The organism is Pseudomonas sp. 102515, from assembly GCF_031085165.1.
Lineage (GTDB): Bacteria > Pseudomonadota > Gammaproteobacteria > Pseudomonadales > Pseudomonadaceae > Chryseomonas.
This window is the reverse complement of record NZ_JAVHTY010000004.1, coordinates 580,809-606,232: the sequence shown is the minus strand read 5'-3', so window position 1 is coordinate 606,232 and position 25,424 is coordinate 580,809. Positions and strand designations below refer to the sequence as shown.

Below are 25,424 nucleotides of genomic sequence, written 5' to 3'. Positions count from 1 at the left end.
AAAAAGCCCCGGACAGGCCACTGTTCGGGGCTTTTTTTGGGCAGGACGAAAGATCGCCAGAGCCAGGCAAGACCTGGCTGGCCTAGAAACCACCCAGGGCGAGGTACGCCAGGTGCAAGGCGGCCGCGCCGAGCACCCCCAGGCTGCAAGCGATAAGGATGCAGCGCTGCAACGAGCGCAAGCGCCCTTCCCGTCGGGCCTCCAGGCGGCTGGCCGTGATCAGGGCTACGCTGGCTAACGGCTGTTCACGCATCGTCTCGCTCCTCATCCTGTTAAATGCACTATATTCTCATTCTCACATAGATCAAGGGAGTCCGACGAGCGTCTACCGGACTGTGGCAGAATAGCCGGTTTGGTGCGAACAGCCTGGGTGAACGATGGCGTTACGTTTCGAACGGCTCAAGTGGCAGGACTGGAAAGGCGCCTTCACGGAGCGCAACTACGAGCGCGGCCGGCGCCTGGCGCTGGATGGCCTGGTACAGCTGCGCTCGGCGGCCAGGGGCCAGCTCTATGCCGAGTGCAGCAGCCCGGCCGGACCGGCCTATCGGCAGGCGATCAGCCTGCGCGCGGGCGAGACCGCCTGGCGGGTCGACGCCCGCTGCACCTGCCCGGTCGGCCGCAACTGCAAGCATGCCGCCGCCGCGCTCATCGAGCTCGAACGGCTGCAACGCAGCGAGGCCGACTTGCCGGCCACGCCGGTTGCCAATCCGGAGCTGCCGCAACCGGTCCTGACCCTCGGCAGCCATACCCAGATCGATTACGACCGGCACATCGGCAAGATGCGACCTACGGTGCGCCATCGCGCCGCCCTGGCCTTCGCCTATGGCCCGCGGCGATTGTTCGGCGCCCCGCCGCGGATTCCGGACGCCGACTATCCCGCGCGCCAGTTGCCGGCCGAACAACGCTGGCGGCAGACGCTGCTCGATCACGGCCTGCGCCTGGCGACTCGGCGCAGCGCCGCACTGCCCGACGACAGTGGCGAGATGTTCGAATTGCCGGACGACCTCGCCTGGCTCAGGTTCGTGCAGCAGGTCATCCCCGGTCTGCGCGAAGCCGGCTGGCAGATCGAGGCCCATCCCGAATTCACCTTCGACCTGACACCGGTGGAAGGCTGGTACGGTCACCTCGAAGAGGTGCAGGACTCGACCGCTGCGAACGGCCAGTTCGACGTCGAGTTGGGCATTCGCCTGGGTCAGCGCCGCGTCAGTCTGATTCCGCTGCTGATCGACGCCCTGCGCCGCGAACCTTCCCAGTACGAGCCGGCGATGCTGGCCAAGCGCGCCGACGACGAACCCGTGTTGCTGCGCATCGATCCTCCGCGCCTCGCCGGCCAGCAGGGCCGGGTGCAACGGGTCGCCGTGCCCCTGGGTCGGCTCAAGCCGATCCTGCAGATCCTCGGCGAGCTCTATGCCACCGACCGCCTCACCCATGACCGTGCCCTGCGCCTGCCGCGCCTGGACGCCGCGCGCCTGGCCGAGCTGGACGAGCGCCTGCCGCTGGAATGGGAAGGCGGTGAACGCCTGCGCAGCTTCGCCGAGCGTCTGCGCAGCTATGCCGCCGAGCCCGTCGTCCTGCCGGACACCCTGCACGCCGAGCTGCGCCCCTATCAGCGCGACGGCGTGGCCTGGCTGCAAGCACTGCGGGAACTGGACGTGGGCGGCATCCTCGCCGACGACATGGGCCTGGGCAAGACGCTGCAGACCCTGGCGCACATCCTCGTCGAACAGGCCGCTGGTCGTTTGACGGCGCCGGCGCTGATCGTCATGCCCACCAGCCTGATCCCCAACTGGCAGGACGAGATCGCCCGCTTCGCCCCCGGCCTGCGCGTGCTGACCCTGCAGGGCAGCGCCCGCAGCAGTCGCTTCGAGCGGATTCCCGAGCACGACGTGGTGCTCACCACCTATGCCTTGCTGCCTCGCGACGCCGAGCGCCTGGCTGGCTACGACTTCCACCTGCAGGTACTCGACGAGGCGCAGTCGATCAAGAACGCCGCCACCAAGGCCGCCCAGGCGGCGCGCCACCTGCGCGCCCGCCATCGCCTCTGCCTGACGGGCACGCCGCTGGAAAACCACCTGGGCGAACTCTGGTCGCAATTCCACTTCCTGATGCCCGGTTGGCTGGGCGACGAGAAGGGCTTCAAGCAGGCCTATCGCATCCCCGTGGAACGCGAAGGCGATGTGCAGCGCCTGGCCGCGCTCAAGGCACGGGTACGGCCCTTCATGCTGCGCCGCACCAAGCAGCGGGTCGCCAGCGAGTTGCCGCCCAAGACCGAGATCGTCCAGCTGGTCGAGCTCAGCACGGCGCAGCGCGAGCGCTACGAAGACCTGCGGCTGCTGCTGGACGAACGCGTCCGCGCCGAGATAGCCCGTCAGGGCATCGGTCGCAGCCAGTTGCTGATCCTCGATGCCCTGCTGCGGCTACGTCAGGTCTGCTGCGATCTGCGCCTGGTGCCCCACGAAGACGCCAGTGTGGCCAAGCCCTCGGCGAAACTGGCGGCGCTGAACGAGCGCCTCGACGCCCTGCTCCCCGGCGGCAGTCGGGTCCTGGTGTTCTCCCAGTTCACCAGCATGCTCGATCTCATCGCCGCCGACCTCGACCAGCGCGGCATCGAGTACGTCACCCTGACCGGCGAAACCCGGGATCGGCGCACCCCGGTGCAGCGCTTCCAGAATGGCGAGGTGCCGGTGTTCCTGCTCAGCCTCAAGGCCGGCGGCAGCGGTCTCAACCTGACGGCGGCGGACACGGTGATCCACTTCGATCCCTGGTGGAATCCGGCCGCCGAGCAGCAGGCCAGCGACCGCGCCTATCGTATCGGCCAGGATCGTCCGGTGTTCGTCTACAAGCTGATCGCCCGCGGTACGCTGGAAGAACGCATCCAGCAGCTGCAGCAGGAAAAGGCCCGCCTGAGCGCCGGTATCCTCAGCGAGAACGGTGGCGACTGGCGCCTGACCGAAAGCGACCTGGCCCAGCTGCTGGCGCCACTGGACCGCTAGGCTCCAGCCGGCTGGTCATCCTGACGGCGCAGCCAGCCGCGTCGCCAGGAGCAGAGCCGATAGGGGCTGCGCTAGCTACTTGTCGCCCTCGCCCACCACATCACCCGTCGCATCGAGCACCTTGCTGGAAGGAAATTTGTTCGAAGCGACTCTGACCGCCAGCACTGAAAGCGACAGCAGAAAGATCCCACCGCAGAGATACAGCAGTCCGACATCCGGCGGCCGATGATGAGAGACATCTCCGATCAGGTAGCGGGTCAGGGCAGTAATGGCGATATAGAGCAGAAACCGGATGGGCAGGTGGTTGGTCTTGAAGTAGATGCCGACCATGGCACCCAGCTCCAGATAGATGAAGAGCAGCAGGATGTCATCGATGCTCGCCTGGCCCTTGTCGACCATGCCCATGAAGGCCATCACCGAGGCCCAGGCCGTGGCCGCGCCGATGGCGAACAGGCCGAAGTAGTGGAAGCCTTCCACCATCAGGTTGCCGAGGGAGTTCGCCCCGTCGTGCATGCGTTTGCGACCGCTGTCTGCCCATTTCATGGTCTGCCACCCCTTCCCCGCGCCCGAATACACCCACTCGCCGACTCGTCCATGTTGAAATTCCCGTTCTCAAGATTGCTCTGGCACCAGCCGCTCTTATAGCGAGAAGCCGGACCGCCGACCAGTGCGCAACTGTCGCAGACTGGACGGCCCGGCGCTGGCAGGCTAAAACCTGAGGAAAAGCCCTCGAGGGCTCTGGAGTCTACTGTGGACGCGCGTCTATCCTGCCTCGCCTGCCTGGACCGGCCCGATCCCCGGCTGCTGGAAGCCGCCCTGTGGATCGCGGCCGAGCACCATGACCAGGTCGATCCGCCGGCCCTGCTGCACTCGCTGGACGATCTGGCGCTGCGCCTGGTCGCCACCCTCGATGGCGATGCCAGTCACTCCGAGCGTGCTCAGGCCTTGTTGCGGCAACTGTGCGATGCCGGCTTTCGCACGGCCGAGTGGCCCCTGAACCCCACCGCCGCCCTGCTCGACGAAGTTCTGGCGCGGCGGCGCGGCCAACCGTTGTCGATCGCCCTGGTGGCACTGGAACTGGCCAGGCGCCTGGAGATCGACCTGCAGGGCATCGGCTTTCCCGGGCATTTCCTGCTGCGCGTGCCGGGCGCGGATCATCTGCTCGACCCCTTCGGCGGTCGCCGCCTGTACATGAACGACTGTCGCCAACTCCTGGTGGATCAGTTCGGTCCCACCGCGCAACTGCAGGCGAGCTATCTGGCGCCCCTCGGTCCGCGGCAGATGATGCAGCGACTCTCGCGCAATCTGCGTGAGCTGCATCGCCAGGGCGACCAGCCGCTGGCAGCGCTCAAGGATGCCCAGCGGGTCATCGAGCTGGGCGCGGCCGGTGTCATCGATCACCTGGCGCGCGCCGACCTGTACCGCCAACTCGACTGCCCCCAGGCCGAACGCTACGACCTGCAGCACGCCCTGCTGATCAGCGAAGACGACGCCGAACGCGAGCAGGTGCGACGACGGCTGGCGCAACTCGGCGCGCCTTCCGCCACCCTGCACTAGCCACGCAGCAACCAGAGCACCAGCTGAGCGCCGAGCAGATTGCTCAGGCCGGCCAGCACCATGACCAGGCCGGCCACGGTGCCCTCCTCCAGACCGACCTCATAGGCCTTGCTGGTCCCCACGCCATGGGCGCCCATGCCGAACAGGGCACCGCGGGCCAGGGCCGACTTGAGCGGCAACAGCCTGATCAGGAGGCTGCCGAGGATGGCGCCACCCAGGCCGGTGATCATCACGAAGGCCGCGGTCAACTCGGGGACGCCCCCCACGGTGGCCGACATCGGCATGGCGAAGGGAGTGCTGATGGAGCGCGGCAGCATGGACAGCAGCACCCGGTCATCGAGCAGCATCAGCCGGGCCAGCAGCCAGGAACTGCCTATGGCCACGCCACTGCCGACGCAGAGACCGGCCAGCAGCGCCTGCCAGTAGCGTGCCAGCAAGCGACGTTGCTGCCAGATCGGCACGGCGAAGGCCACTGTCGCTGGCCCCAGCAGGGTGATCAGCCAATGGCTGTAGTGGGCGTATTCGGCATAGCTCACCTGCTGCCAGAGGGTGGCGGCATAGAGCAGCACCGTGACGAAGATGATCGGACTGACCACATACCAGCGCAGCCGGGCATAGAGCAGCCGACTCAGCGCATAACCCGCCACCGTCAGCAGCAGCCAGCAGAGTCCGGGCAGATCAAGCATCGCGACGTCCCCGGCGGCGGAACATCCAGTCCACGGTATAGGCGGTCGCGACCATGGTCAGCACGGTACTGAGCAGGATGGCCAGCAGGATGCGCACGCCCTCCTGCCGCAGCAGCGGGCCGTAGTCGAGCAGACTCAGCAGGGCGGGAATGAAGAACAGCAGCATCTCACCCAGCAGCAGGCGCACGCCGCCTTGCAACCACTCGGGCTCGACGATGCGCGTGGCCAGCAGCACCAACAGCATGGCCAGGCCCACCACGCCGCCCGGTACCGGTAAGGCGAAATAGGTGGCCAGCCAGGTACCCACGCCCCACAGCGCGCCCAATCCGCACAGCTCCAGAGCCAGGCGCAGATATCTATTCACCCAGGGCTCCATCTCAAATCTTCATCAGGCGCCCAAGGATACCGAGGCCGAGGGGACGAGGACAGCGACCCGGGCCAGGCGGCGGGATCAGCACGGGTAAAGCAGCTTTGCTGCCTGGGCAAGATCAGCCCAGGGCGGCGATGACCTCGGCGACCCAGCGCTCGGCATCTTCGTCCGGCGTGACCGTTTCACTGGCATCGATGCGCAGCATGGGCAGCAACTCGCGCAGCCCCAGTTCGGCGAACAACTCCTGCATCAGCTCGCCGCCGCCGCAATAGGTGTCGCCATAGCTGGAATCACCCAGGGCCAGCACCGCGCCGGGCCGTCCGGACCAGGGCGGCAACCGATCGCGCAGCTGGAAATACAGGGATTCCAGGTTGGCGGGTAATTCGCCCATGCCGGTGGTGGAAGTAATGGCCAGCAAGGCCTCGGGCGCGAAGGCCTCCAGGCTGGCGAGATCGGCATTGGGCTGGTGCCAGACCTCATGGCCTGCCGCGGTCAAGCGCGCCTTCACCTGCCGGGCGATATCTTCCGCGGTGCCATAGACCGAGCCATTCAACAGTGCGACTTTCATACGGACCTCTTGCGTGGAGTTCCGTCCAGTATGCCTGGCGCGGCCCGGCTTGGCGCTCCGTCAGCAAGACGGCTCCGGTGGCAACCCCGGCTGCAGCCAAGGGTCTCAAGGCTTGTTATGCTAGCGCCGCCTGCTACCCCAGGCGTCTTCGCCACCTGTCCGCCTACCCGGCGGCGTGACGGCATCCGGCCTATCCGGCCCGATCGCCCGGAGTTAGAGCATGAATCAGCCTGTTACCCTCATGGTCGCGCGGCGCGTCGCGACCGGCCAATACGATGCGTTTCTGATCTGGCTGCGCGAAGGCGAAGCCCTGGCCACTGGGTATCCCGGCTATCTCGGTTCGGGGGTCCTGACCCCACCGCCAGGCGACAACCTGGTGCAGATCATCTTTCGCTTCGCCTGTCCCCAGACCCTCGACGCCTGGGAACACTCGGAGACGCGGCGCCTCTGGCTGGAGCGTGGCCAGGGCCTGTTCGAAGCGCCCTTGGCACGGCGTGCCCAGGGCATGGACGACTGGTTCGGCGCGGGCATCCAGCCGCCGCCGCGCTGGAAACAGAGCATCGCCGTCTGGCTGGCGTTCTTTCCCATCTCGCTGCTGTTCAATGCCGCTTTCGGTGATTACCTGGCGCATCTGCCGCTGTTGCCGCGCATCCTGCTGAGCACCCTGATCCTCACCCCGGTCATGGTCTGCGTCTTCATCCCCCTGATCACCCGGGCGCTGAGGGGCTGGCTGCACAACGCCTCGCCGCGGGCCAACGACTGGCGGGGCAGCGCCCGCTAGGCCAGCACGGATCGGCCTGCATCCTGACGCGTCGAATGCGTACAATAGCCGCGGCCAGCACCCTGGCCGCTTCGCTCATCAGGATCGGGTACCCTCATGTCCGCAACCCTTCCCCTTGTGGTCACCGGCGCCAATCGCCGCGTCGGTCTCGCCTTGACCCGCCGGCTGCTGGCGGAGGGCCAACCCGTCATCGCCGTCTATCGCGACGATCCGGGCCTCTTGCGTGAGCTGGAGATCGAGGCCTATCAGGTGGATCTGGCGGAAGAGGCACAGCGCAACACTCTGCTGCAGCAGCTGCATGAACGCCATCCGGCGCTGCGCGGCATCGTGCACAACGCCTCGGTCTGGGCCGAAGACGGCCTGGAAAACCTGCGGCGGCTCTATCGTCTGCATCTGGAAGCGCCCTACCACCTCAACCTGGGCCTGCAGGACCTGCTGCTGGCCGCACCACGGGCCGACATCATCCATATCGGCGATGACAGTGCCACACGTGGCAGCCGCAACCACATCGGCTACGCCGCCACCAAGGCCGCTCTGCACAATCTGACCCTGTCCTTTGCCGAAGCCCTGGCACCCAGGGTGCGGGTCAACACCATCGCGCCGGGGCTACTGATCTTCAAGGAAGGCGCCGACGAGGCCTATCGCCAGGCGACCCTGGGCAAGGCGCTGCTGGATTTCGAACCCGGCGCCGATCCCATCGTCGATACCGTGCTCTATCTGCTGTCGACCCAGTACGCCACCGGCAGTACCTTCACCGTCAACGGCGGGCGCCACCTGCGCCACGGCCGCCGCTAGCAAGAGGAATCCGTCATGACCGAACAAGACCGCCTGGAACTGGAAGCCGCTGCCTTCCGCACCCTGGTCGAGCACCTGCGCAAGCGCACCGATGTGCAGAACATCGACCTGATGAATCTGTCCGGCTTCTGCCGCAACTGCCTGTCCAAGTGGTACAAGGCCGCGGCCGACGACAAGGGTCTGGAGCTGAGCCTGGATGACGCCCGCGAGGCCGTCTACGGCATGCCCTATGCCGAGTGGAAAGCCCAGTACCAGACCGAGGCCTCGCCGGCCCAGGCCGCGGCCTTCCAGGAGCAGCAGAGCAAATGAGCGATCTCTCCGGTTTCCGCGCCAGCCTGGCGCAGGGCGACCATGCCTTCGCCGACACCCTGGCCTTTGTCGCCGAGCACTACCGCTACCAGCCCACCGCCTTTCGCAACGGCGAGGTGGACAATGCCGCAGGCCAGAACGAAGGCTCCTGCAAGACCCTGGGCCTGGCCAGACTCGAAAGCCTAAGCGATGAAGAGGCCCTGCTGGCCTTTGGCGAGCACTATCACAGCGTCTTGCAGACGCCCGAGGGCAGCGATCACGCCAATATCCGCGCCCTTATCGCCCATGGCCTGGCCGGCGTGAGCTTCCAGGGCGAGCCCCTGACACGTCGCTAGAGCTCTTAGCGACCATAAAAAAAGCCCTGCATATGCAGGGCTTCTTCTTGGACCGGGCTCAGACGGCAGCCGCGGGTCTCATGTAGGAAATCGGTGCCAGACCGGAGTCTTCGAAGGTCACCACTTCCCAGGCATCACGATCGGCCAGCAGCGCACGCAGCAGGCGATTGTTCATGGCATGACCGGACTTGTAGCCGCGGAATTCGCCGATGAGGCTCTTGCCGAGCAGGTAGAGGTCGCCGATGGCGTCAAGGATCTTGTGCTTGACGAATTCGTCTTCGTAGCGAAGGCCGTCTTCGTTGATCACACCCTTCTCGTCCACCACGATGGCATTATCGACGCTGCCACCCAGGGCCAGGTTGTGCGACCGCAGGAACTCCAGGTCGCGCATGAAACCGAAGGTGCGGGCACGGCTGACTTCCTTGAGGAAGGAGGTGCTCGAGAAATCCACCGAGGCTTTCTGGGTACGGTTGTTGACCACCGGGTGATCGAAATCTATTTCGAAGGTCACCTTGAAGCCGTCGAAGGGCACGAAGGTGGCGCGCTTGTCACCGTCGACGACGCTCACTTCACGCTTGATGCGGATGAACTGCTTGGCCGCTTCCTGTTCCTGCAGACCGGCGGACTGGATCAGGAACACGAAGGGACCGGCGCTGCCGTCCATGATCGGGACTTCGACCGCGGACAGCTCGACGTAGGCATTGTCGATGCCCAGACCGGCCATGGCCGACAGCAGGTGCTCAACGGTACCGACCTTGACGCCACTGTCACTGAACAGGTTGGTCGACATGGTGGTTTCACCCACGTTCTCGGCCCAGGCCGGGATTTCCACGACCGGATCGAGATCGGTGCGACGGAACACGATCCCCGTATCGACCGGAGCCGGCTTCAGGGTCAGGTAAACCTTTTCCCCGGAATGCAGGCCGACGCCAGTGGCGCGAATGGTGTTCTTGAGGGTGCGTTGTCTAATCATGCCAGGGCCGCTCGGTCGCAGGGTGCGAATGGTGTTCAACGAAGTCGCGATGATAGCAGAAGCGAAAATCGATGCCCACTAATCACACCCTGGGTTGTGATATACCCGATCAATCAGCCTGACGACGCAGGAAGGCCGGGATGTCCAGGTAATCCAGGTCGTCGTTGGGATTGACCTTGGTCGCCGCTGCCGAGCCGCCATGATTCTGGCTGCCACGACCGGAGCGCATCGAGGTCGGGTACTTGAGATCGTCGTAGTTGACCGGAGCGGTTTCCTGACGGGCAGCGGCCAGGGTCTGAGCGGTGTTGTCCACCACCTTGACCGGCTTCTCGATGCGCGCACCCAGGCCGGTGGCGACCACGGTGACGTGCAGCTCGTCGCGCATTTCCGGATCGATCACCGCGCCGACCTTGACGGTGGCGTGCTCGGACGCGAAGTCCTCGATGATCTCGCCGACGGCGGCGTACTCACCCAGGGACAGGTCGAGGCCAGCGGTGATGTTGACCAGGATGCCGCGGGCGCCGTGCAGGTTGACGTCTTCCAGCAGCGGGTTGCGGATGGCGGCTTCGGTGGCTTCGCGCGCACGGTTCGGACCGCTGGCGTGGCCGGTACCCATCATGGCCATGCCCATCTCGCCCATCACGGTCTTGACGTCGGCGAAGTCGACGTTCATCAGGCCGGGACGCTGCATGATGTCGGAGATGCCGCGAACGGCGCCGGCGAGGACGTCGTCAGCCTTGGCGAAGGCGGCCAGCAGGCTGGCGTCCTTGCCCAGAATGGTCAGCAGCTTCTCGTTGGGGATGGTGATCAGCGAGTCGACGCATTCGGACAGGGAGCGAATGCCTTCGTCGGCGACCTGCATGCGCTTGCGGCCTTCGAAGGGGAACGGACGGGTGACCACGGCAACGGTCAGGATACCCATTTCCTTGGCCACTTCAGCGATGATCGGCGCGGCACCGGTACCGGTGCCGCCGCCCATGCCGGTGGTGATGAAGACCATGTCGGCGCCTTCGAGGACTTCGGCGATGCGCTCACGATCTTCCATGGCCGCCTGGCGGCCGATTTCCGGGTTGGTGCCCGCACCAAGACCCTTGGTGACGCCCGGGCCGAGTTGCAGCACGGTACGGGATGTGACGTTCTTCAGGGCCTGGGCGTCGGTATTTGCACAGATGAATTCGACGCCTTCAACACCGCTTTTGACCATGTGGTTGACGGCGTTGCCACCGCCACCGCCCACGCCGATGACTTTGATCACGGCGCTTTGTGGAATGTTGTCTACGAGTTCGAACATGGTCCCCTCTCTTCCTTTCGGATCTTCGCCTACTGCCGCGGTTTAATTGTGAATTACAAGTTGCCCTGGACCCAACGCTTCATGCGTTCCAGGACTGTGGATTTGGTTTCGCTGCTATATCCGCCAGAAACAACCGGCAAGGGATCGGTCTGCTTTTGCAGGCCATAGAGCAACAGGCCGACGCCTGTGGAATAGATCGGGTTACTGATCACGTCAGTCAGACCCTTGACCGTCTGGGGCACCCCCAGGCGTACCGGCATATGGAAAATCTCTTCCGCCAGTTCGACCGCGCCTTCCATCTTCGCGGTACCACCGGTGAGTACGATCCCTGCGGGGATCAGATCCTCGTAACCACTGCGGCGCAGTTCCGCTTGCACCAGTGTGAATAGCTCATCGTAACGGGGCTCGACCACTTCCGCGAGGGCCTGACGCGACAATTCTCGCGGCGGACGGTCACCCACGCTGGGCACCTTGATGGTTTCGCCCGGCCCAGCCAGTTTCGCCAAGGCACAAGCATACCGAATCTTGATTTCTTCGGCATATTGCGTTGGGGTTCTCAAGGCCATGGCAATGTCATTTGTGACTTGGTCGCCAGCAATGGGTATCACCGCCGTATGGCGGATGGCGCCCTCGGTGAAGATGGCGATATCGGTGGTGCCGCCGCCAACATCCACCAGGCAGACGCCCAGTTCCTTTTCATCGTCGGTCAGCACCGAATAGGCCGAAGCCAGCTGTTCGAGAATGATGTCGTCGACTTCCAGACCGCAACGACGAACACATTTCTCGATGTTCTGCGCGGCGTTGACGGCGCAGGTGACGACATGGACCTTGGCTTCCAGGCGCACGCCGGACATGCCGAGGGGCTCGCGCACCCCTTCCTGGTTGTCGATCACATAGTCTTGGGCCAGGGTGTGCAGTACGCGCTGGTCGGCGGGAATGGCCACCGCCTGGGCGGCATCGAGCACCCGCTCGATGTCCGCAGGGCTCACTTCACGATCGCGGATCGCCACGATGCCGTGGGAATTCAGACTGCGAATGTGATTGCCGGCAATGCCGACGAAGGCCGAATGGATCCGGCAACCGGCCATCAGCTGGGCTTCTTCGATGGCCCGCTGGATGGAGGCGACGGTGGATTCGATGTTGACCACCACGCCCTTCTTGAGCCCGCGCGACGGATGGGTGCCGATCCCGACGATCTCGATCTGACCATCGGAAGACACCTCGCCGACCAGAGCCACGACCTTGGAAGTGCCGATGTCGAGGCCGACGATCATCTTGCCGCTTTGCACGCTTGCCATAGTAAAAAACTTCTCCTCAATGCTTGGCCGGTTCGGTCACGGGGGTGGCGGCGACAGCGGGATCACGCCAGGCCACGGCCAGACCGTTCGGATAACGCAGATCGATCCGCGCGATATTGTCCATCTGTGCCTTGAGCACCTGATCGTACAGGCGCATGAAGCGCCGCATCTTTTCCACCAGCTGGTCGCGGCCGAACACCAGTTCCAGGCCCTGACCGGTGGTGAGGTACCAGCTGCCGCGCTCGTGCATTTCCAGGCGCGACACGGTGTAACCGAGCGGCCGGAGCATCTGGCTGAACATCTGGTACTGCTGCATCACCTGCTGCTGGGCCCGCTTGGGACCATACAGCCGCGGTAGATTGTCATAGTTGGCGAGATCCTGCGGGGCAAAAGCCTCACCCTGGTTGTTCAGCAGCGCCTCATCACCCCAGCGGGCGATGGGCATCTGCTCTTCCAGGCGGATGCTGATCTCGTCGGGCCAGACCCGGCGAACCTCGGCATGGGCGATCCACGGCATGGTTTCCAGCTCGTGGCGCATGTCGGCCAGGTCGACCTGGAAGAAGGTGGTACCCACGAAAGGCGCGATGCGCTGCTGCACGGCGCCCTGGCTGATGTAGGAGAGATCGCCCTTGACGCTGACCTTGGCGATCGGCCGATCGGCATAGGGCAGCAATCGCTGGGCACCCTCATAGGTGCCGAAGCCCAGCCCCAGCAGCAGGAACGGCCAGAGGATGCGCTTGAGCAGACCCAGGCTCGGACGTGGCAGGCGTGTCGACAGCGGTTCTTCGGCGACCAGGCGACTGGCGCCCCGTTGTTCGACGTTGCGCGACCGACCGAAGCCGGGCTGGTTGTGACGTAGGGTGGCGACCAAGGTTCAGCCCTCCACGTGCGCGCCGGCAACAGCGGTTGCCGGCAAGGGGTTGTACGGATGACGGCTCATGCCGAACTCCCGGTGGTCGCGGCAGTGGCGAACAGCGGATGGTTGAGCAGTTGCGGCGCCAGCGCGCCGATGTCGCCTGCGCCCTGGCAGAGCAGGATGTCGCCCGGGCGCAGCAGTGGCTTGACCAGCGGCGCGATGTTGCTGCCGCGCTCGACATAGATGGGATCGAGCTGACCGCGCTGGCGGATGCTGTGGCAGAGCTGGCGGCTGTCGGCGCCGGGAATGGGTTCTTCGCCGGCCGGATAGACTTCCATCAGCAACAGCACGTTGGCATCGGCCAGCACCTGGACGAAGTCTTCGTAGAGATCGCGGGTGCGACTGAAGCGGTGCGGCTGATAGACCATCACCAGCCGGCGCTCGGGCCAGCCACCACGCACGGCCTTGATCACCGCGGCGACTTCGCGCGGATGGTGGCCGTAGTCGTCCACCAGCATGACACTGCCACCGGCGACCGGCAGTTCGCCGTACACCTGGAAGCGCCGCCCTACCCCCTGGAAGCCGGACAGGCCATTGAGGATGGCCTCGTCGCTGACGCCTTCGTCGGTGGCGATGGCGATGGTCGCCAGGGCGTTGAGTACGTTGTGCACGCCCGGCATGTTGACCGAGACCGCCAGCGGCGCCCGGCCTTCGCGCAGCACGGTGAAATAGGTGCGCATGCCTTCCTGGCGGATGTCCACGGCCCGGACGTCGGCGTCTTCGGCGGTGCCGTAGGTGACGGTGGGCCGGGCGACCTGGGGAATGATCTCGCGCACCACCGGATCGTCGACGCAGAGCACCGCCAGGCCATAGAACGGCAGGTTGTGCAGGAAATCGACGAAGGTGCGCTTGAGCCGATTGAAGTCACCTTCGTAGGTGCTCATGTGGTCGGCGTCGATATTGGTGACCACGGCCACCATGGGCTGCAGGTGCAGGAAGCTGGCGTCGCTCTCGTCGGCCTCGGCGATCAGGTAGCGGCTGGTGCCGAGCTGGGCATTGGTACCGGCGGCGTTGAGACGGCCCCCGATGACGAAGGTCGGGTCCAGCCCTTCGGCCGCGAACACCGAGGCGATCAGACTGGTGGTGGTGGTCTTGCCATGGGTACCGGCGACGGCGATGCCGTGGCGATAGCGCATCAGCTCGGAGAGCATCTCGGCGCGAGGCACCACGGGAATGCGCTGCTCGAGGGCGGCGGAGACCTCCGGATTGGATCTGTTGATGGCACTGGACACCACCAGCACGTCGACCTGATCCAGGTTCTCGGCACGATGGCCGATGTAGATGCGCGCGCCGAATTGCTGCAGGCGCGCGGTCACCGCGGATTCCTTGAGGTCCGAGCCCGAGACTTCGTAGCCCAGATTCAGCAGCACCTCGGCGATGCCGCACATGCCGACGCCGCCGATACCGACGAAATGGATGCGCCGGATGCTGCGCATGCGCCGAACTTCGGCCTGAATGGCACTTTGCGACTTAACCACGGGCAACCTCCAGACAGGCGTCGACGACTGCACGGGTAGCATCGGGTTTGGCCAGGGCACGGCTGCGAGCGGCCATGCCGGCAAGACGTTCGGGATGCATCAGGACCTCGGTAAGCTGCGCGGCGAGATCCGCCGGGCGGGTGGAATGTTGCGGCAGCACCACACCGGCACCGGCGCGCTCCAGGAAGCGGGCATTGCTGGTCTGGTGATCGTCGATGGCGTGCGGCAGGGGGATCAGCAGCGCCGGCAGACCGGTGGCGGTCAGCTCGGCGACGGTCAGGGCGCCGGCCCGGCAGATCACCAGGTCGGCCCAGGCATAGGCGGCGGCCATGTCGGCGATGAAGGGCTGGACATCGGCCTCCACGGCGACATTGGCATAGCGCTCGGCGGTCACCTCGGCATGCTGGCGGCCGGCCTGGTGGCGCACCTTGGGTCGCAGGCCAGCGGGCAGCTGGGCCAGGGCGTCGGGCAGCAGCTTGTTGAGCGGTTCGGCGCCCAGGCTGCCGCCGAGCACCAGCAGGTTGGCGGCGCGCTCTTCCAGCGGCGCGCGGGTCACCGGGGCGAAGAGTTCGGCGCGCACCGGGTTGCCGGTGGACAGGCGCTTGGCGGACGCCGGGAAGGTGTCGGCGAAGCCTTCGCAGACCCGTGCGGCCATGGGTACCAGCAGGCGGTTGGCGGTGCCGGCATGGGCATTCTGTTCGTGGATCACCAGCGGGACGTTGCACAGCCTGGCGGCCAGGCCACCGGGACCGGTGACGAACCCGCCCAGGCCCAGCACGCAGACCGGCTCGAGCCGGCGCATGAGACCCATGGCCTGCATGAGGGCCCCGCTGAGTTGCAGCGGCGCCTTCACCAGGGAGCGCACGCCCTTGCCTCTCAGGCCGGTGACCGGAATGTGGTGCAGGGTGATGCCGGCCTTGGGCACCACGTCGTTCTCGATGCCGCGCGGGGTACCCAGCCAGTGCACGGTATAGCCGCGGGCTTCGAATTCACGGGCGCAGGCCAGGGCCGGGAAGACGTGCCCGCCGGTACCGCCGGCCATGATGAGGACGTTAGCGGACATCGGCGAAATCCTCTTCAGTGAATTCCACATCCTCGGTATCCACCAGGGTGCGTCTCTCCCACTCGATGCGCAGCAGCAGGCCCATGCTCACGCAGCAGATCACCAGGGAGCTGCCACCGTAGCTGAGGAACGGCAGGGTCAGGCCCTTGGTCGGCAGCAGGCCGACGTTCACGCCGATGTTGATCAGGAACTGGCCGATCCAGAGCATCGACAGGCCGTAGGCGACATAGGCCGAGAAGAACTGCTTGGACTGCTCGGCCCAGTGACCGATGAACAGCCCGCGCACGCAGACGAAGAGGAACAGGCCGACGGTGGCCATGGCACCGATCAGGCCCAGCTCTTCGGCCAGCACGGCGAAGAGGAAGTCGGTATGGGCTTCGGGCAGGTAGAACTGCTTCTGGATGCTGTTGCCCAGGCCGAGACCGGTCCAGCCGCCGCGACCGAAGGCGATCAGCGCCTGGGTCAGCTGGTAGCCGGAGCCGAACTGGTCGGCCCAGGGATCGGTGAAGGTGATCAGACGCTGCATCCGGTAGGACTGGGTCTGCACCAGCACGAACACCGCCAGCACGGCCAGGGCGACCATCATCAGGAAGCGGAACAGACCGACGCCGCCGAGGAACAGCATGGCACCGGCGGCGCCCATCATGACCACGGTGGCGCCGAAGTCGGGTTCGCGCAGCAGCAGCATGGCCATCGGCAGGAGCACGATGAAGGGCTTGAAGAAGCCGGCCCAGGTGTGGCGCACCTCATGCTGACGACGAACCAGGTAACCGGCCAGATAGAGCACCACGAAGACCTTGGCGATCTCCGAGGGCTGCACGTTGAAGATGCCGAAGCCGATCCAGCGCAGGGAACCGTTCACCTCGCGGCCGATGCCGGGCACCAGCACCGCTACCAGCAAGAGGAAGGCGATGATCAGCAACGGAAAGCCGAAGCGCTGCCAGGTGGCCATGGGGATCAGCATCACCACGCCGCAGGAGACGAAGCCGATCGCCAGATAGACCAGGTGGCGGTACATGAAGTACAGCGGATTGCCCGACTGGGCGGCGGCCACCTCGGAGGAAGCCGAGGTCACCATCACCAGGCCGAGTCCGAGCAGCAGCAGGCAGCCAGCCAGCAGCGGGAAGTCCAGGTCGATGCCGTGGCGGCTGGCCAGCGGCGAGGGATAGGGGCGCAACAGGCTGAGGATCATGCCAAGGCTCCCACGGCCTGGGCGAACAGCCGTCCGCGTTCTTCGAAGTTGCGGAACATGTCGAGACTGGCGCAGGCCGGCGACAGCAGCACGGCGTCGCCTGGCTGGGCCAGCCGGCGGCTCTCGGCCACGGCTTCTTCCAGGGTGGTGACACGCACCTCTTGCACCGTGGCCGGCAGGATTTCGGCGATCCGTGCCGCATCGCGACCCAGCAGCACCACGGCGCGACAGTGACGCGCGATGGGCTCGCGCAGGGCACAGAAATCGGCACCCTTGCCGTCGCCACCGGCGATCAGCACCAACTGGCCGGCGATGTCATCACCCAGGCCTTCGACCGCAGCCAGGGCAGCGCCGACGTTGGTCGCCTTGGAATCGTTGTAGTAGTTGACGCCCGCGACCTCGCCGACCCACTGGCAGCGATGCTCCAGACCCGGGAAGGCGCGCAGGGCCTCCAGCATGGGTGCCAGCGGCAGGCCGGCGGCGTGGCCCAGGGCCAGCGCGGCCAGGGCATTGCTGTGGTTGTGCGTACCGCGGATCTTGAGTTCCTCGACATCCAGCAGGTTGTCGAAGGCCAGCGCCAGATAGCGACGGCCCTCCTCCTCGCGAATGCCGAAGGCACGGAAATCGGGCCGCCCCAGGCCGAAGGTCAGGCGGGGCACGTCATCGCCGATCAGCGGCCGCGACAGGGCATCGTCGCGATTGACCACCACCTGGCGCGCGCCGCGGAAGATGCGGTGCTTGGCCTGGTGATAGGCCGGCATGCCGGTGTAGCGATCCATGTGGTCTTCGCTGAGGTTGAGCACCGTGGCCACCTCGGCGTTGAGTCGCTCGCAGGTCTCCAGCTGGAAGCTCGACAGCTCCAGCACATAGAGTTCGACGTCATCGGCCAGCAGGTCCAGCGCCGGTGTGCCGAGGTTGCCACCCACGGCCACGCGCCTGCCGGCGCGCAGCGCCATGTCACCCACCAGGGTGGTGACGGTGCTCTTGGCGTTGGAACCGGTGATGGCGACGATGGGTGCCTGGGCCTGGCGCGCGAACAGATCGATATCGCCGGACAGCCGCACGCCACGGGCGGCGGCCTCCTGCAGCGCCGGCGTTTCCAGGGCCAGGCCGGGACTCACATAGAGTTCGGCCGCGCGGGCGAGGAAGTCGACATCCAGCTCGCCGCAGCGTACCTCGACCTGGGGATACTGGGTTCTCAGGGTCTCCAATTCCGGCGGCCGTTCCCGCGTGTCGGCCACGGCGAAAGGCACACCCCGGCGCGCGAGAAAGCGCACCAGCGACATGCCACTCTTGCCGAGGCCGACGACGATACGGAACTGGTCGGAAGCGATGAGCACTGCGATTACCTCAGTTTCAGGGTGGCGAGACCGAACAGCACCAGGATCACGGTGATGATCCAGAAGCGCACGATGACCCGCGGCTCGGGCCAGCCCTTCAATTCGAAATGGTGGTGGATCGGCGCCATGCGGAAGACGCGCTTGCCGGTCAGCTTGAAGGAGGCGACCTGGATGACCACCGACAGGGTCTCCATGACGAAGACGCCACCCATGATGAACAGCACCACTTCCTGGCGGACGATGACGGCGATGGTGCCCAGGGCGGCGCCCAGCGCCAGGGCGCCGACGTCACCCATGAAGACCATGGCCGGATAGGTGTTGAACCAGAGGAAGCCCAGGCCCGCGCCGATCAGGGCGCCGCAGAAGACGATCAGCTCGCCGGAGCCTTCCACATAGGGAATCAGCAGGTAGTCGGCGAATTTCACGTTGCCCGAGAGGTAGCAGAAGATGCCCAGGGCACCGCCGACCATCACCGTGGGCATGATCGCCAGGCCGTCGAGACCGTCGGTGAGGTTGACCGCGTTGCTGGAGCCGACGATGACGAAGTAGGTCAGCACAACGAAGAAAATCCCCAGCGGGATTTCGATGTTTTTCAGCAGCGGCAGGATCAGCGTGGTTTCGATCGGCGCCTTGGCCGTGACATAGAGGAAGATCGCCGCCCCCAGGCCGAATACCGATTGCCAGAAGTACTTCCAGCGACTGGGCAGACCGCGGGAGTTCTTCTCGATCACCTTGCGATAGTCGTCGACCCAACCGATGGCGCCGAACAGGAAGGTCACCGCCAGCACGGTCCAGACGTAACGGTTGTGCAGATCGGCCCACAGCAGGGTGCTGATGCCGATGGTGGTCAGGATCAGGGCGCCGCCCATGGTGGGGGTGCCGGATTTGGACAGGTGCGACTGGGGGCCATCGTTGCGCACGGCCTGGCCGATCTGGCGGATCTGCAGGGTGCGGATCATCCAGGGGCCGAGCCACAACGACAGCAACAGGGCGGTCAGAACGCCCAGAATGCCGCGCAGGCTGAGGTATTGGAAGACGGCGAAGCCCTTGTAGAACTGTTGCAGGAACTCCGCCAACAGCAGCAGCATCAGTGTTTCTCCTCGGTGTTGATAGCGCAGAGCGCGGCGACGACCTTGTCCATCGCGGCGCTGCGGGATCCCTTGATCAGCAGGGTGGTTCCGGCCCGGTCCTCGTCCGCCAGGGCCTCGATCAGGTGTTCGCGATCGGCGAAATGCCGGGCCGCGGCGCCATAGGCGCAGGCCGCATGGGCCATCGCAGGACCGACGCTGTAGAAGGCATCCACCTTGCCGCGGGCGTGCTCGCCCACCTCGCGATGGCCTTGCTCGGTCCACTCGCCCAGCTCGGCGATGTCGCCCAGGACCACCACCCGACGGCCCGACAGGGCAGCCAGCAGGTCGATCCCGGCCTTCACCGAAGCGGGGTTGGCGTTGTAGCTGTCGTCGATGACCTGGGCGCCGCGCTGGCTGGTGCGGGTCAGGGTGCGGCCCTGGACCGGTGCCGCGGCGGCGAGGCCACGGGCGACCGTGGCCAGCTCCAGCCCCAGGCTGAGGGCCGCGGCAGCGGCGGCCAGGGCATTGCCGACGTTGTGGGCACCCAGCAGTTGCAGGGTGACCGGCGCCTCGCCCTGGGCGGTGTGCAAGAGGAAGCTCGGACGGCCCTGGGCGTCCAGGGTCACCCTGCTGGCGCGGACGTCGGCGCGGGCATCCAGGCCGAAGGCGACGACGGTACGACCGGCCGCACGGCGCTGCCAGGTCTCGAAGGCGGCGTCATCGTGGTTGAGCACCACGGTGCCCGCCTCGCCCACGCCTTCGATGATCTCGCCCTTGGCCTCGACGATACGATCGACGCCGCCGAATTCGCCCACATGGGCCTGGCCGGCGTTGGTAATGATAACGACATCCGGGCGTGTCAGGCTCACGGTATAGGCGATGTCACCGACATGCGAAGCCCCCAGCTCGATGACGCCATAGGCGTGCTCGGCGGTCAGCCGCAGCAGGGTCAGGGGCGCGCCGAGGTCGTTGTTCAGATTGCCCTGGGTGGCCAGGGTGGCGCCCTGCTGACGCAGGATGGCGGCGAGCAGCTCCTTGACCGTGGTCTTGCCACTGGAGCCGGTCACGGCGGCGAGCTTGCCCTGGAACAGGTCCCGATTGAAGGCGCCCAGGCGACCCAGCGCCAGGCGGGTATCGGCGACCACCAGCTGGGGCAGCTGGACCTCGGGCACGGCCCGCTCCACCAGGGCTGCCGCGGCACCCTGAGCGGCGACATCGGCCAGATAGGCATGACCATCGAAGCGCGGCCCGCTCAGGGCGACGAAGAGCTGTCCGGCCACGGCCTTGCGGCTGTCGGTGCCGACGCCGTCGAACAGGGCATCGGCGCCCAGCAGGTTGCCGGTGAGGGCCTCGGCCACTTCGGTGAGGGTGAAGGTTCTAAGCATGCTGTCGCTCCCAGGCGGTCAGGGCGCGCTCGGCCTGGTCGAGATCGGAAAAGGGATGACGGACACCGGCGATTTCCTGGTAAGGCTCATGGCCCTTGCCGGCCAGCACCACGATGTCCTGGGCGGTCGCCGTGCCCACGGCCTGGCCGATGGCTGCCTCGCGCCGGCCAGCGAAGCTCACCTGCTCGGGATGTGCGAAGCCGGCGCGGATGTCGGCCACGATGGCGGCCGGATCCTCGGTACGGGGGTTGTCGTCGGTCACCACCACCTGATCGGCCAGGCGCTCGGCCACGGCGGCCATCTCCGGCCGCTTGCCGCGATCGCGATCGCCGCCACAGCCGAACACGCAGACCAGACGACCCTGGGCACCGACATGGGGCCGCAGGGCGGTGAGCACCTTGTCCAGGGCATCGGGGGTATGGGCGTAGTCCACCACCACCAGCGGCCGCCCGGCGCCACCCAGGCGCTGCATGCGCCCGGCGGGACCCTGCAGCTGCGGGAGGATGGCAAGGATGTCGTCGAGCCGATGGCCCAGCCCCAGCAAGGCTCCGATGGCGGCCAGCAGGTTGCTCAGGTTGAACCGTCCGATCAGCTGGCTGCGTAGTTCGCCGGTACCCTGGGCGGTGACCAGTTGGGCGTGCACGCCATGGTCGTCGAACTGGATGTCCTGGCAATGGAGGCTGGCAGCAGGATCGTCCAGGCTGTAGGTCAGGGTCGCCGCCGGGCTGGGACGAGCCGCCAGCTCGCGACCAAAGGCGTCGTCCAGATTGAGGACGCGGGCATCGAGCGCCGGCCAGGCGAACAGCTGGGCCTTGGCTTCGCCATAGGCAGCCATGGTCCCGTGGTAATCGAGGTGATCGCGGGACAGGTTGGTGAAGACCGCGACCTTGAAGGCCAGCGCCGCCACCCGACCCTGGGCCAGGCCATGGGAAGAGACTTCCATGGCCACGGTCGTGGCGCCACCCTCGGCCAGCTCGGCCAGGGTCGCCTGCAGCTTGAGGGCATCGGGAGTGGTGTGGCGGCCTTCGGCGAGGGCGCCATGGAAGCCGCTACCCAGGGTGCCGACGATGCCACAACGCTGACCGAGCAGGTCGCAGGCCTGGGCGATCAGCTGGCTGACACTGGTCTTGCCATTGGTACCGGTGACGCCGACCAGCGCCAGACGCTGACTGGGCTCGTTATGGAAACGACCGGCAATGGCGGAAAGCCGCGCGGCCAGGCCCTCGACGGCGACCAGGGGGATGTCCAGGGCCGGCAGCGCGGGAGCTTCCTTCGCCTCATAGGCAATGGCCGCGGCGCCCCGTTCGGCAGCGCTGGCAACATGGGCACGGCCGTCGCTGTGCAGACCGGGAATGGCCAGGAACAGCGAGCCCGGGCGGACTTCGCGACTGTCCAGTGCCAGACCGCCGATGTCGACCGCAATGGCAGCTTCAGGCAGGAGGTCGGTCAGCAGGCGGCTCATCGATCTCGCTCCCCGACCAGCAGCGGCTTGGCGGCCTGGGCCTGCTGCACGGGCAGCGGCTGCAGGTTGTCCGGCTGGATGTTCATCAGGCGCAGGGCGCCGGACATCACGCGACTGAACACCGGCGCCGAGACCACGCCACCGTAGTAGCCGCCCTTGCTGGGACGATCGATCACCACCACCGCGGCCAGACGCGGATTGCTGGTGGGGCCGAAGCCGGCGAACAGCGAGCGATAGGAATTCTCGGCATAGCCTCGGGTGCCGGTGCTGGTCTTGCGCGCGGTACCGCTCTTGCCGGCGACGTGGTAGCCCGGCACCTGGGCGCGGAAGGCGCCACCGGGGGCTTCGACAACCTGTTGCAGCATGCCCTGCAGGGTCTTGGCTACGCGTTCTTCCACCGCCTGATCGCTGGCCGGGGCCTTGTCCAGGCGCACCATGGACAGCGGCACCGAGCGACCGTCGTTGGCCAGCACCGAATAGGCATGGGCCAGCTGCACGGCGGTCACCGCCAGGCCGTAGCCATAGGACAGGGTCGCGGTCTCGGCCGGACGCCAGGTGCGATGATTGGGCAGATTGCCGACCCGCTCGCCGGGAAAGCCCAGACCGGTGTCCTGGCCGAGGCCGACGGCGCGCATGGCGTTGTAGATGTTCTCGCCACCGACGTCGAAGGCGATCTTGCTCATGCCGACGTTGCTGGACTTGATGAGGATGCCGGTCAGGTCCAGGGCGCCATCGCTGTGGGAGACGTCCTTGATGGTGTAGCGACCGATCTGCAGCGAACCGGGATAGACGTTGACCTTGTCGGTGGGTTTCCAGCGCCCGCTGGCGAGCGCGGCGGTCATGGAGATCGGCTTCATCACCGAACCGGGCTCCATGACGTCGATCATCGCCCGGTTGCGCATGGCGGCCGGTTCCAGACTGCGACGGTTGTTGGGGTTGTAGGTGGGCATGTTGACCATCGCCAGGACCTCGCCGGTCTTGACGTCGACGATGGTCAGGCTGCCAGCCTCGGCTTCGAACTGGGTCAGGGCATTGCGCAGTTCGCGCGCGGCGAGGTACTGCAGACGCAGATCGATGGACAGTGCCAGGGTATTGCCCGGCTTGGCGTTCTTGGCGACCTGGACATCGCGGATCAGTCGGCCACGGCGATCCTTGACCACCTGGCGACGACCCGGCACGCCGGACAGCCACTCGTTGAACGCCAGCTCGATGCCTTCGCGCCCGTGATCATCGATGTCGGTGAAGCCGACCACATGGGCCGCCACCTCACCCGCCGGATAGAAACGCCGAAATTCCTCGATGTCGTAGACACCGGGAATCTTGTGCGCCTTGACCTGGGTCATCACCGCATCGCCCTGCTCGGGCGTGAGGCCACGGGCCAGGTAGAGGAATTCCTTGCTGGCGTTCTGCTCGATGCGCTTGGCCAGTTCCACCCGTGGCTGGCCGACGGCATCGGCCAGGGTCGCCCAGCGATCCTCGGCGCCCAGCAGTTCCTTGGGATTGATCCACAGGGTGGTGACCGGCGTACTCACGGCCAGGGGCTCGCCGTTGCGATCGGTGATCAGGCCACGGTGCGCGGGAATTGGAATGGTGCGCACGCTACGCGCATCGCCCTGCCCCTTCAGAAAGGCCCGGTCGATCACGTGCAGATCGACGATGCGCCAGATGATGGTGCCGACCATGACCAGCAACAGCCCGATAATGAGGCTGAAGCGCCATGGCAGGCGCGCGATCAGTCCTTTCACGGATTGACCATCCGGATTTCGGCCGGATCGGGAATGCGCATCTGCAATTGGCCGCTGGCCAGGGCCTCGACGCGACTGTGGGCGGTCCAGGTGCTCTGCTCCAGCAGCAGCCGACCGTATTCGGCCTGCGCCTTGTCGCGGATGGCCATCTCGCCATAGAGGGTGTTGAGCAGCTGGCGATTCCAGTGGGCGCTATAGGCCACGGCTACCGCCGATAGCAGTACCCCGGCGAACAGCACCAGCATGACGCTGCTGCCCAGGGGCAGTTTCTTGACGAAGAGCCGGCTCATTTCAGCTTCTCGGCAACGCGCATCACGGCGCTGCGCGCGCGGGGATTGGCGGCCAGTTCGGCTTCGCTGGCATAGACCGGCTTGCCCAGCAGACGCAGCGAGGGTTCGAAGACCGTGGCGCGGATCGGCAGGTCGCGTGGCAGCTGGTCGGCCTCGCCCTTGGCCAATCGGCGCATGAATTGTTTGACGATGCGGTCTTCCAGGGAGTGGAAGCTGATCACCACCAGCCGGCCACCCACGGCCAGTTGCTCGTAGGCCGCCTGCAGGCCCTGCTCCAGGTCGCTCAGTTCGCGATTGATGTAGATACGCAGCCCCTGGAAGGCGCGGGTGGCGGGATGCTTGCCCTTTTCCCAGGCCGGATTGGCCTCGGTGAGCACCTTGGCCAGGTCGCCGGTACGTTCGAAGGGCTGGACTTCACGGCGCTGCACCACGGCGCGCGCCATGCGCTTGGCGAAACGTTCTTCGCCAAATTCCTTGAACACCTGGGCGATGTCGACCTCGGGCGCCATGGCGATCCAGGCGGCGGCGCTCTGCCCCCGACTCGGATCCATGCGCATGTCCAGGGGGCCGTCCTGCATGAAGCTGAAACCGCGCTCGGGATCGTCGAGCTGGGGCGAGGACACGCCCAGATCCAGCAGCACGCCATCGACCTGGCCGGTCCAGCCCCGGTCGACGAGTTCATCGCCCAGTTCGGCGAAGCTGCGCTGGACGATCTCGAAGCGCGGGTCTTCCGCGGCCAGGGCCTGGCCGGCGACGATCGCCTGGGGATCCTTGTCGAAGCCCAGCAGCCGCCCTTCTCCACCCAGCAGGCGCAGCACGGCCCGGCTGTGTCCGCCGCGGCCGAAGGTGCCGTCCAGATAACGGCCGCCCGGCTGGATCGCCAATGCCTGTACGGCCTCGTCCAGGAGAACGGAGACGTGGTGGAAGACTGGGTTCATGGTCACAGGATCAAATCGCGCATTTCATCCGGCATACCGCCGGGTTCCTTAATCGCCAGGAGATCCGCGTCGCACACGGCACTCCAGGCGTCCTCATCCCATAACTGGAACTTGTTGAGCTGACCGACCAGCATCACGCGCCGGTCCAGCTTGGCGTATTCACGCAGGCGCGGCGGAACCAGGAAACGGCCACTGCCGTCGAGCTCCAGATCCACCGCGTTGCCGATCAGCAAGCGCTGCAAGCGGCGAGTCTCCTCACGTAGCGAGGGCAACTGCCGCAGCTTGCTTTCGATGATTTCCCATTCCGGGAGTGGATAGACGCAAAGGCAGGGGTCGACGGCATCGATCGTCACGATGAGCTGGCCGGCACAACGCTCCAGCAGCTCGTCACGATACCGGCTCGGCATCGCGGCGCGCCCCTTGGCGTCGAGACTGATGGCGTTCGCTCCCCGGAACAATTTCGCGTCCTCTAATAGGCTGTCCTTGCCATTAAATCCCACTTCGCCCCACTTCGTACCACCAGTCGCCACTATATTGAGGAGGGCCGGTTTCAGTCAAGGTAAGCGAGGGGGTAGCCAGGCCGCGTGGG

General features: G+C 66.0%; 26 protein-coding genes. 6 read left to right on the top strand and 20 right to left on the bottom strand.

Annotated features, from left to right (window positions below; genetic code table 11):
- Positions 1-82: 82 nt before the first annotated feature.
- Positions 83-253 (bottom strand): hypothetical protein, encoded by a 171-nt coding sequence (locus RCF34_RS18415; protein ID WP_308709456.1) that lies wholly within the window; start codon positions 251-253, stop codon positions 83-85.
- Between the two features lie 124 nt (positions 254-377).
- Between RCF34_RS18415 and RCF34_RS18410 the strand changes: the two genes are divergently transcribed.
- The gene (locus tag RCF34_RS18410) at positions 378-2,993 is read left to right on the top strand and encodes a DEAD/DEAH box helicase (RefSeq protein ID WP_308709455.1); all 2,616 of its coding nucleotides are present in this window, start codon (positions 378-380) and stop codon (positions 2,991-2,993) included.
- A gap of 75 nt (positions 2,994-3,068) precedes the next feature.
- Here RCF34_RS18410 and RCF34_RS18405 read toward each other — a convergent pair whose 3' ends face one another.
- Positions 3,069-3,536, bottom strand: coding sequence for a phosphate-starvation-inducible PsiE family protein (locus tag RCF34_RS18405; protein ID WP_308709454.1), 468 nt, complete (start codon positions 3,534-3,536; stop codon positions 3,069-3,071).
- Positions 3,537-3,743: 207 nt separating this feature from the next.
- Here RCF34_RS18405 and RCF34_RS18400 point away from each other — a divergent pair, with 207 nt between their 5' ends.
- The gene (locus tag RCF34_RS18400) at positions 3,744-4,550 is read left to right on the top strand and encodes a transglutaminase family protein (RefSeq protein ID WP_308709452.1); all 807 of its coding nucleotides are present in this window, start codon (positions 3,744-3,746) and stop codon (positions 4,548-4,550) included.
- Here RCF34_RS18400 and RCF34_RS18395 read toward each other — a convergent pair.
- The 3 genes from RCF34_RS18395 to RCF34_RS18385 form a co-directional block, all read right to left on the bottom strand.
- The gene (locus RCF34_RS18395; RefSeq protein ID WP_308709451.1) at positions 4,547-5,236 is read right to left on the bottom strand and encodes an LrgB family protein; all 690 of its coding nucleotides are present in this window, start codon (positions 5,234-5,236) and stop codon (positions 4,547-4,549) included. The two genes, RCF34_RS18400 and RCF34_RS18395, sit on opposite strands and share 4 nt — an antisense overlap.
- Complete coding sequence (locus tag RCF34_RS18390) at positions 5,229-5,612, bottom strand: CidA/LrgA family protein (protein ID WP_308709450.1); 384 nt, start codon at positions 5,610-5,612, stop codon at positions 5,229-5,231. The genes RCF34_RS18395 and RCF34_RS18390 overlap by 8 nt, the downstream gene beginning before the upstream one ends.
- Before the next feature lie 112 nt (positions 5,613-5,724).
- The gene (locus tag RCF34_RS18385) at positions 5,725-6,174 is read right to left on the bottom strand and encodes a flavodoxin (RefSeq protein WP_308709449.1); all 450 of its coding nucleotides are present in this window, start codon (positions 6,172-6,174) and stop codon (positions 5,725-5,727) included.
- A 220-nt stretch (positions 6,175-6,394) separates the two neighbouring features.
- Here RCF34_RS18385 and RCF34_RS18380 point away from each other — a divergent pair, with 220 nt between their 5' ends.
- From RCF34_RS18380 to RCF34_RS18365, 4 genes are all read left to right on the top strand, one after another.
- On the top strand, positions 6,395-6,955 hold the full coding sequence (locus tag RCF34_RS18380; RefSeq protein WP_308709448.1) for an antibiotic biosynthesis monooxygenase: 561 nt from the start codon (positions 6,395-6,397) through the stop codon (positions 6,953-6,955).
- Positions 6,956-7,051: 96 nt separating this feature from the next.
- Positions 7,052-7,750, top strand: a complete 699-nt coding sequence (gene folM, locus RCF34_RS18375) for a dihydromonapterin reductase (protein WP_308709446.1) — start codon at positions 7,052-7,054, stop codon at positions 7,748-7,750.
- A 15-nt stretch (positions 7,751-7,765) separates the two neighbouring features.
- Complete coding sequence (locus tag RCF34_RS18370) at positions 7,766-8,059, top strand: DUF1244 domain-containing protein (RefSeq protein WP_308709445.1); 294 nt, start codon at positions 7,766-7,768, stop codon at positions 8,057-8,059.
- Complete coding sequence (locus RCF34_RS18365; protein ID WP_308709444.1) at positions 8,056-8,394, top strand: HopJ type III effector protein; 339 nt, start codon at positions 8,056-8,058, stop codon at positions 8,392-8,394. The genes RCF34_RS18370 and RCF34_RS18365 overlap by 4 nt, the downstream gene beginning before the upstream one ends.
- 58 nt (positions 8,395-8,452) lie before the next feature.
- Here the strand turns inward: RCF34_RS18365 and lpxC are convergent, their stop codons facing one another.
- The 15 genes from lpxC to mraZ all read right to left on the bottom strand — a co-directional run bounded on the left by lpxC (position 8,453) and on the right by mraZ (position 25,293).
- On the bottom strand, positions 8,453-9,367 hold the full coding sequence (gene lpxC / locus RCF34_RS18360) for a UDP-3-O-acyl-N-acetylglucosamine deacetylase (protein WP_017640702.1): 915 nt from the start codon (positions 9,365-9,367) through the stop codon (positions 8,453-8,455).
- 109 nt (positions 9,368-9,476) lie between these two features.
- The gene (gene ftsZ, locus RCF34_RS18355) at positions 9,477-10,658 is read right to left on the bottom strand and encodes a cell division protein FtsZ (protein ID WP_007162050.1); all 1,182 of its coding nucleotides are present in this window, start codon (positions 10,656-10,658) and stop codon (positions 9,477-9,479) included.
- Between the two features lie 53 nt (positions 10,659-10,711).
- Positions 10,712-11,956 carry a cell division protein FtsA gene (gene ftsA, locus RCF34_RS18350; RefSeq protein ID WP_017640704.1) on the bottom strand — a complete coding sequence of 415 codons (1,245 nt, stop codon included), beginning with the start codon at positions 11,954-11,956 and terminating at the stop codon, positions 10,712-10,714.
- A gap of 16 nt (positions 11,957-11,972) precedes the next feature.
- Positions 11,973-12,827, bottom strand: coding sequence for a cell division protein FtsQ/DivIB (locus tag RCF34_RS18345; protein WP_183632859.1), 855 nt, complete (start codon positions 12,825-12,827; stop codon positions 11,973-11,975).
- 65 nt (positions 12,828-12,892) lie between these two features.
- Positions 12,893-14,308, bottom strand: coding sequence for a UDP-N-acetylmuramate--L-alanine ligase (gene murC, locus RCF34_RS18340; protein WP_308709504.1), 1,416 nt, complete (start codon positions 14,306-14,308; stop codon positions 12,893-12,895).
- A 34-nt stretch (positions 14,309-14,342) separates the two neighbouring features.
- Positions 14,343-15,413 (bottom strand): undecaprenyldiphospho-muramoylpentapeptide beta-N-acetylglucosaminyltransferase, encoded by a 1,071-nt coding sequence (murG, locus tag RCF34_RS18335; protein ID WP_308709443.1) that lies wholly within the window; start codon positions 15,411-15,413, stop codon positions 14,343-14,345.
- A complete protein-coding gene (gene ftsW, locus RCF34_RS18330) occupies positions 15,403-16,602 on the bottom strand; it encodes a putative lipid II flippase FtsW (RefSeq protein ID WP_133862632.1) in 1,200 nt (399 codons plus the stop codon). The genes murG and ftsW overlap by 11 nt, the downstream gene beginning before the upstream one ends.
- Positions 16,602-17,945, bottom strand: coding sequence for a UDP-N-acetylmuramoyl-L-alanine--D-glutamate ligase (gene murD, locus RCF34_RS18325; protein WP_308709442.1), 1,344 nt, complete (start codon positions 17,943-17,945; stop codon positions 16,602-16,604). The genes ftsW and murD overlap by 1 nt, the downstream gene beginning before the upstream one ends.
- A 5-nt stretch (positions 17,946-17,950) precedes the next feature.
- A complete protein-coding gene (gene mraY, locus RCF34_RS18320) occupies positions 17,951-19,033 on the bottom strand; it encodes a phospho-N-acetylmuramoyl-pentapeptide-transferase (RefSeq protein ID WP_007162057.1) in 1,083 nt (360 codons plus the stop codon).
- On the bottom strand, positions 19,033-20,400 hold the full coding sequence (gene murF, locus RCF34_RS18315) for a UDP-N-acetylmuramoyl-tripeptide--D-alanyl-D-alanine ligase (protein ID WP_308709441.1): 1,368 nt from the start codon (positions 20,398-20,400) through the stop codon (positions 19,033-19,035). The genes mraY and murF overlap by 1 nt, the downstream gene beginning before the upstream one ends.
- Positions 20,393-21,862 carry a UDP-N-acetylmuramoyl-L-alanyl-D-glutamate--2,6-diaminopimelate ligase gene (locus RCF34_RS18310; RefSeq protein WP_308709440.1) on the bottom strand — a complete coding sequence of 490 codons (1,470 nt, stop codon included), beginning with the start codon at positions 21,860-21,862 and terminating at the stop codon, positions 20,393-20,395. Before RCF34_RS18310 ends, murF begins: the two co-directional genes overlap by 8 nt.
- Entirely contained in the window at positions 21,859-23,544 is a 1,686-nt protein-coding gene (locus RCF34_RS18305) for a peptidoglycan D,D-transpeptidase FtsI family protein (RefSeq protein ID WP_374941213.1), read from the bottom strand. Before RCF34_RS18305 ends, RCF34_RS18310 begins: the two co-directional genes overlap by 4 nt.
- Before the next feature lie 59 nt (positions 23,545-23,603).
- The gene (ftsL, locus tag RCF34_RS18300; protein WP_007162061.1) at positions 23,604-23,897 is read right to left on the bottom strand and encodes a cell division protein FtsL; all 294 of its coding nucleotides are present in this window, start codon (positions 23,895-23,897) and stop codon (positions 23,604-23,606) included.
- Positions 23,894-24,835 carry a 16S rRNA (cytosine(1402)-N(4))-methyltransferase RsmH gene (rsmH, locus tag RCF34_RS18295; RefSeq protein ID WP_308709437.1) on the bottom strand — a complete coding sequence of 314 codons (942 nt, stop codon included), beginning with the start codon at positions 24,833-24,835 and terminating at the stop codon, positions 23,894-23,896. Before rsmH ends, ftsL begins: the two co-directional genes overlap by 4 nt.
- A 2-nt stretch (positions 24,836-24,837) precedes the next feature.
- Positions 24,838-25,293 (bottom strand): division/cell wall cluster transcriptional repressor MraZ, encoded by a 456-nt coding sequence (mraZ, locus tag RCF34_RS18290; RefSeq protein ID WP_007162063.1) that lies wholly within the window; start codon positions 25,291-25,293, stop codon positions 24,838-24,840.
- Positions 25,294-25,424 lie beyond the last annotated feature (131 nt).

What these genes read in the sequence shown, in the direction of transcription:
- rsmH (WP_308709437.1), bottom strand. Translation starts at nt 24,835, where the DNA reads ATGAACCCAGTCTTCCACCACGTCTCCGTTCTCCTGGACGAGGCCGTA.
- RCF34_RS18365 (WP_308709444.1), top strand. Translation starts at nt 8,056, where the DNA reads ATGAGCGATCTCTCCGGTTTCCGCGCCAGCCTGGCGCAGGGCGACCAT.
- folM (WP_308709446.1), top strand. Translation starts at nt 7,052, where the DNA reads ATGTCCGCAACCCTTCCCCTTGTGGTCACCGGCGCCAATCGCCGCGTC.
- lpxC (WP_017640702.1), bottom strand. Translation starts at nt 9,367, where the DNA reads ATGATTAGACAACGCACCCTCAAGAACACCATTCGCGCCACTGGCGTC.
- RCF34_RS18370 (WP_308709445.1), top strand. Translation starts at nt 7,766, where the DNA reads ATGACCGAACAAGACCGCCTGGAACTGGAAGCCGCTGCCTTCCGCACC.
- ftsA (WP_017640704.1), bottom strand. Translation starts at nt 11,956, where the DNA reads ATGGCAAGCGTGCAAAGCGGCAAGATGATCGTCGGCCTCGACATCGGC.
- RCF34_RS18380 (WP_308709448.1), top strand. Translation starts at nt 6,395, where the DNA reads ATGAATCAGCCTGTTACCCTCATGGTCGCGCGGCGCGTCGCGACCGGC.
- RCF34_RS18405 (WP_308709454.1), bottom strand. Translation starts at nt 3,536, where the DNA reads ATGAAATGGGCAGACAGCGGTCGCAAACGCATGCACGACGGGGCGAAC.
- RCF34_RS18415 (WP_308709456.1), bottom strand. Translation starts at nt 253, where the DNA reads ATGCGTGAACAGCCGTTAGCCAGCGTAGCCCTGATCACGGCCAGCCGC.
- ftsZ (WP_007162050.1), bottom strand. Translation starts at nt 10,658, where the DNA reads ATGTTCGAACTCGTAGACAACATTCCACAAAGCGCCGTGATCAAAGTC.
- RCF34_RS18310 (WP_308709440.1), bottom strand. Translation starts at nt 21,862, where the DNA reads ATGAGCCGCCTGCTGACCGACCTCCTGCCTGAAGCTGCCATTGCGGTC.
- RCF34_RS18385 (WP_308709449.1), bottom strand. Translation starts at nt 6,174, where the DNA reads ATGAAAGTCGCACTGTTGAATGGCTCGGTCTATGGCACCGCGGAAGAT.
- murC (WP_308709504.1), bottom strand. Translation starts at nt 14,308, where the DNA reads ATGCGCAGCATCCGGCGCATCCATTTCGTCGGTATCGGCGGCGTCGGC.
- mraY (WP_007162057.1), bottom strand. Translation starts at nt 19,033, where the DNA reads ATGCTGCTGCTGTTGGCGGAGTTCCTGCAACAGTTCTACAAGGGCTTC.
- murG (WP_308709443.1), bottom strand. Translation starts at nt 15,413, where the DNA reads ATGTCCGCTAACGTCCTCATCATGGCCGGCGGTACCGGCGGGCACGTC.
- RCF34_RS18305 (WP_374941213.1), bottom strand. Translation starts at nt 23,544, where the DNA reads ATGGTCGGCACCATCATCTGGCGCATCGTCGATCTGCACGTGATCGAC.
- RCF34_RS18395 (WP_308709451.1), bottom strand. Translation starts at nt 5,236, where the DNA reads ATGCTTGATCTGCCCGGACTCTGCTGGCTGCTGCTGACGGTGGCGGGT.
- RCF34_RS18410 (WP_308709455.1), top strand. Translation starts at nt 378, where the DNA reads ATGGCGTTACGTTTCGAACGGCTCAAGTGGCAGGACTGGAAAGGCGCC.
- murF (WP_308709441.1), bottom strand. Translation starts at nt 20,400, where the DNA reads ATGCTTAGAACCTTCACCCTCACCGAAGTGGCCGAGGCCCTCACCGGC.
- ftsL (WP_007162061.1), bottom strand. Translation starts at nt 23,897, where the DNA reads ATGAGCCGGCTCTTCGTCAAGAAACTGCCCCTGGGCAGCAGCGTCATG.
- RCF34_RS18390 (WP_308709450.1), bottom strand. Translation starts at nt 5,612, where the DNA reads ATGGAGCCCTGGGTGAATAGATATCTGCGCCTGGCTCTGGAGCTGTGC.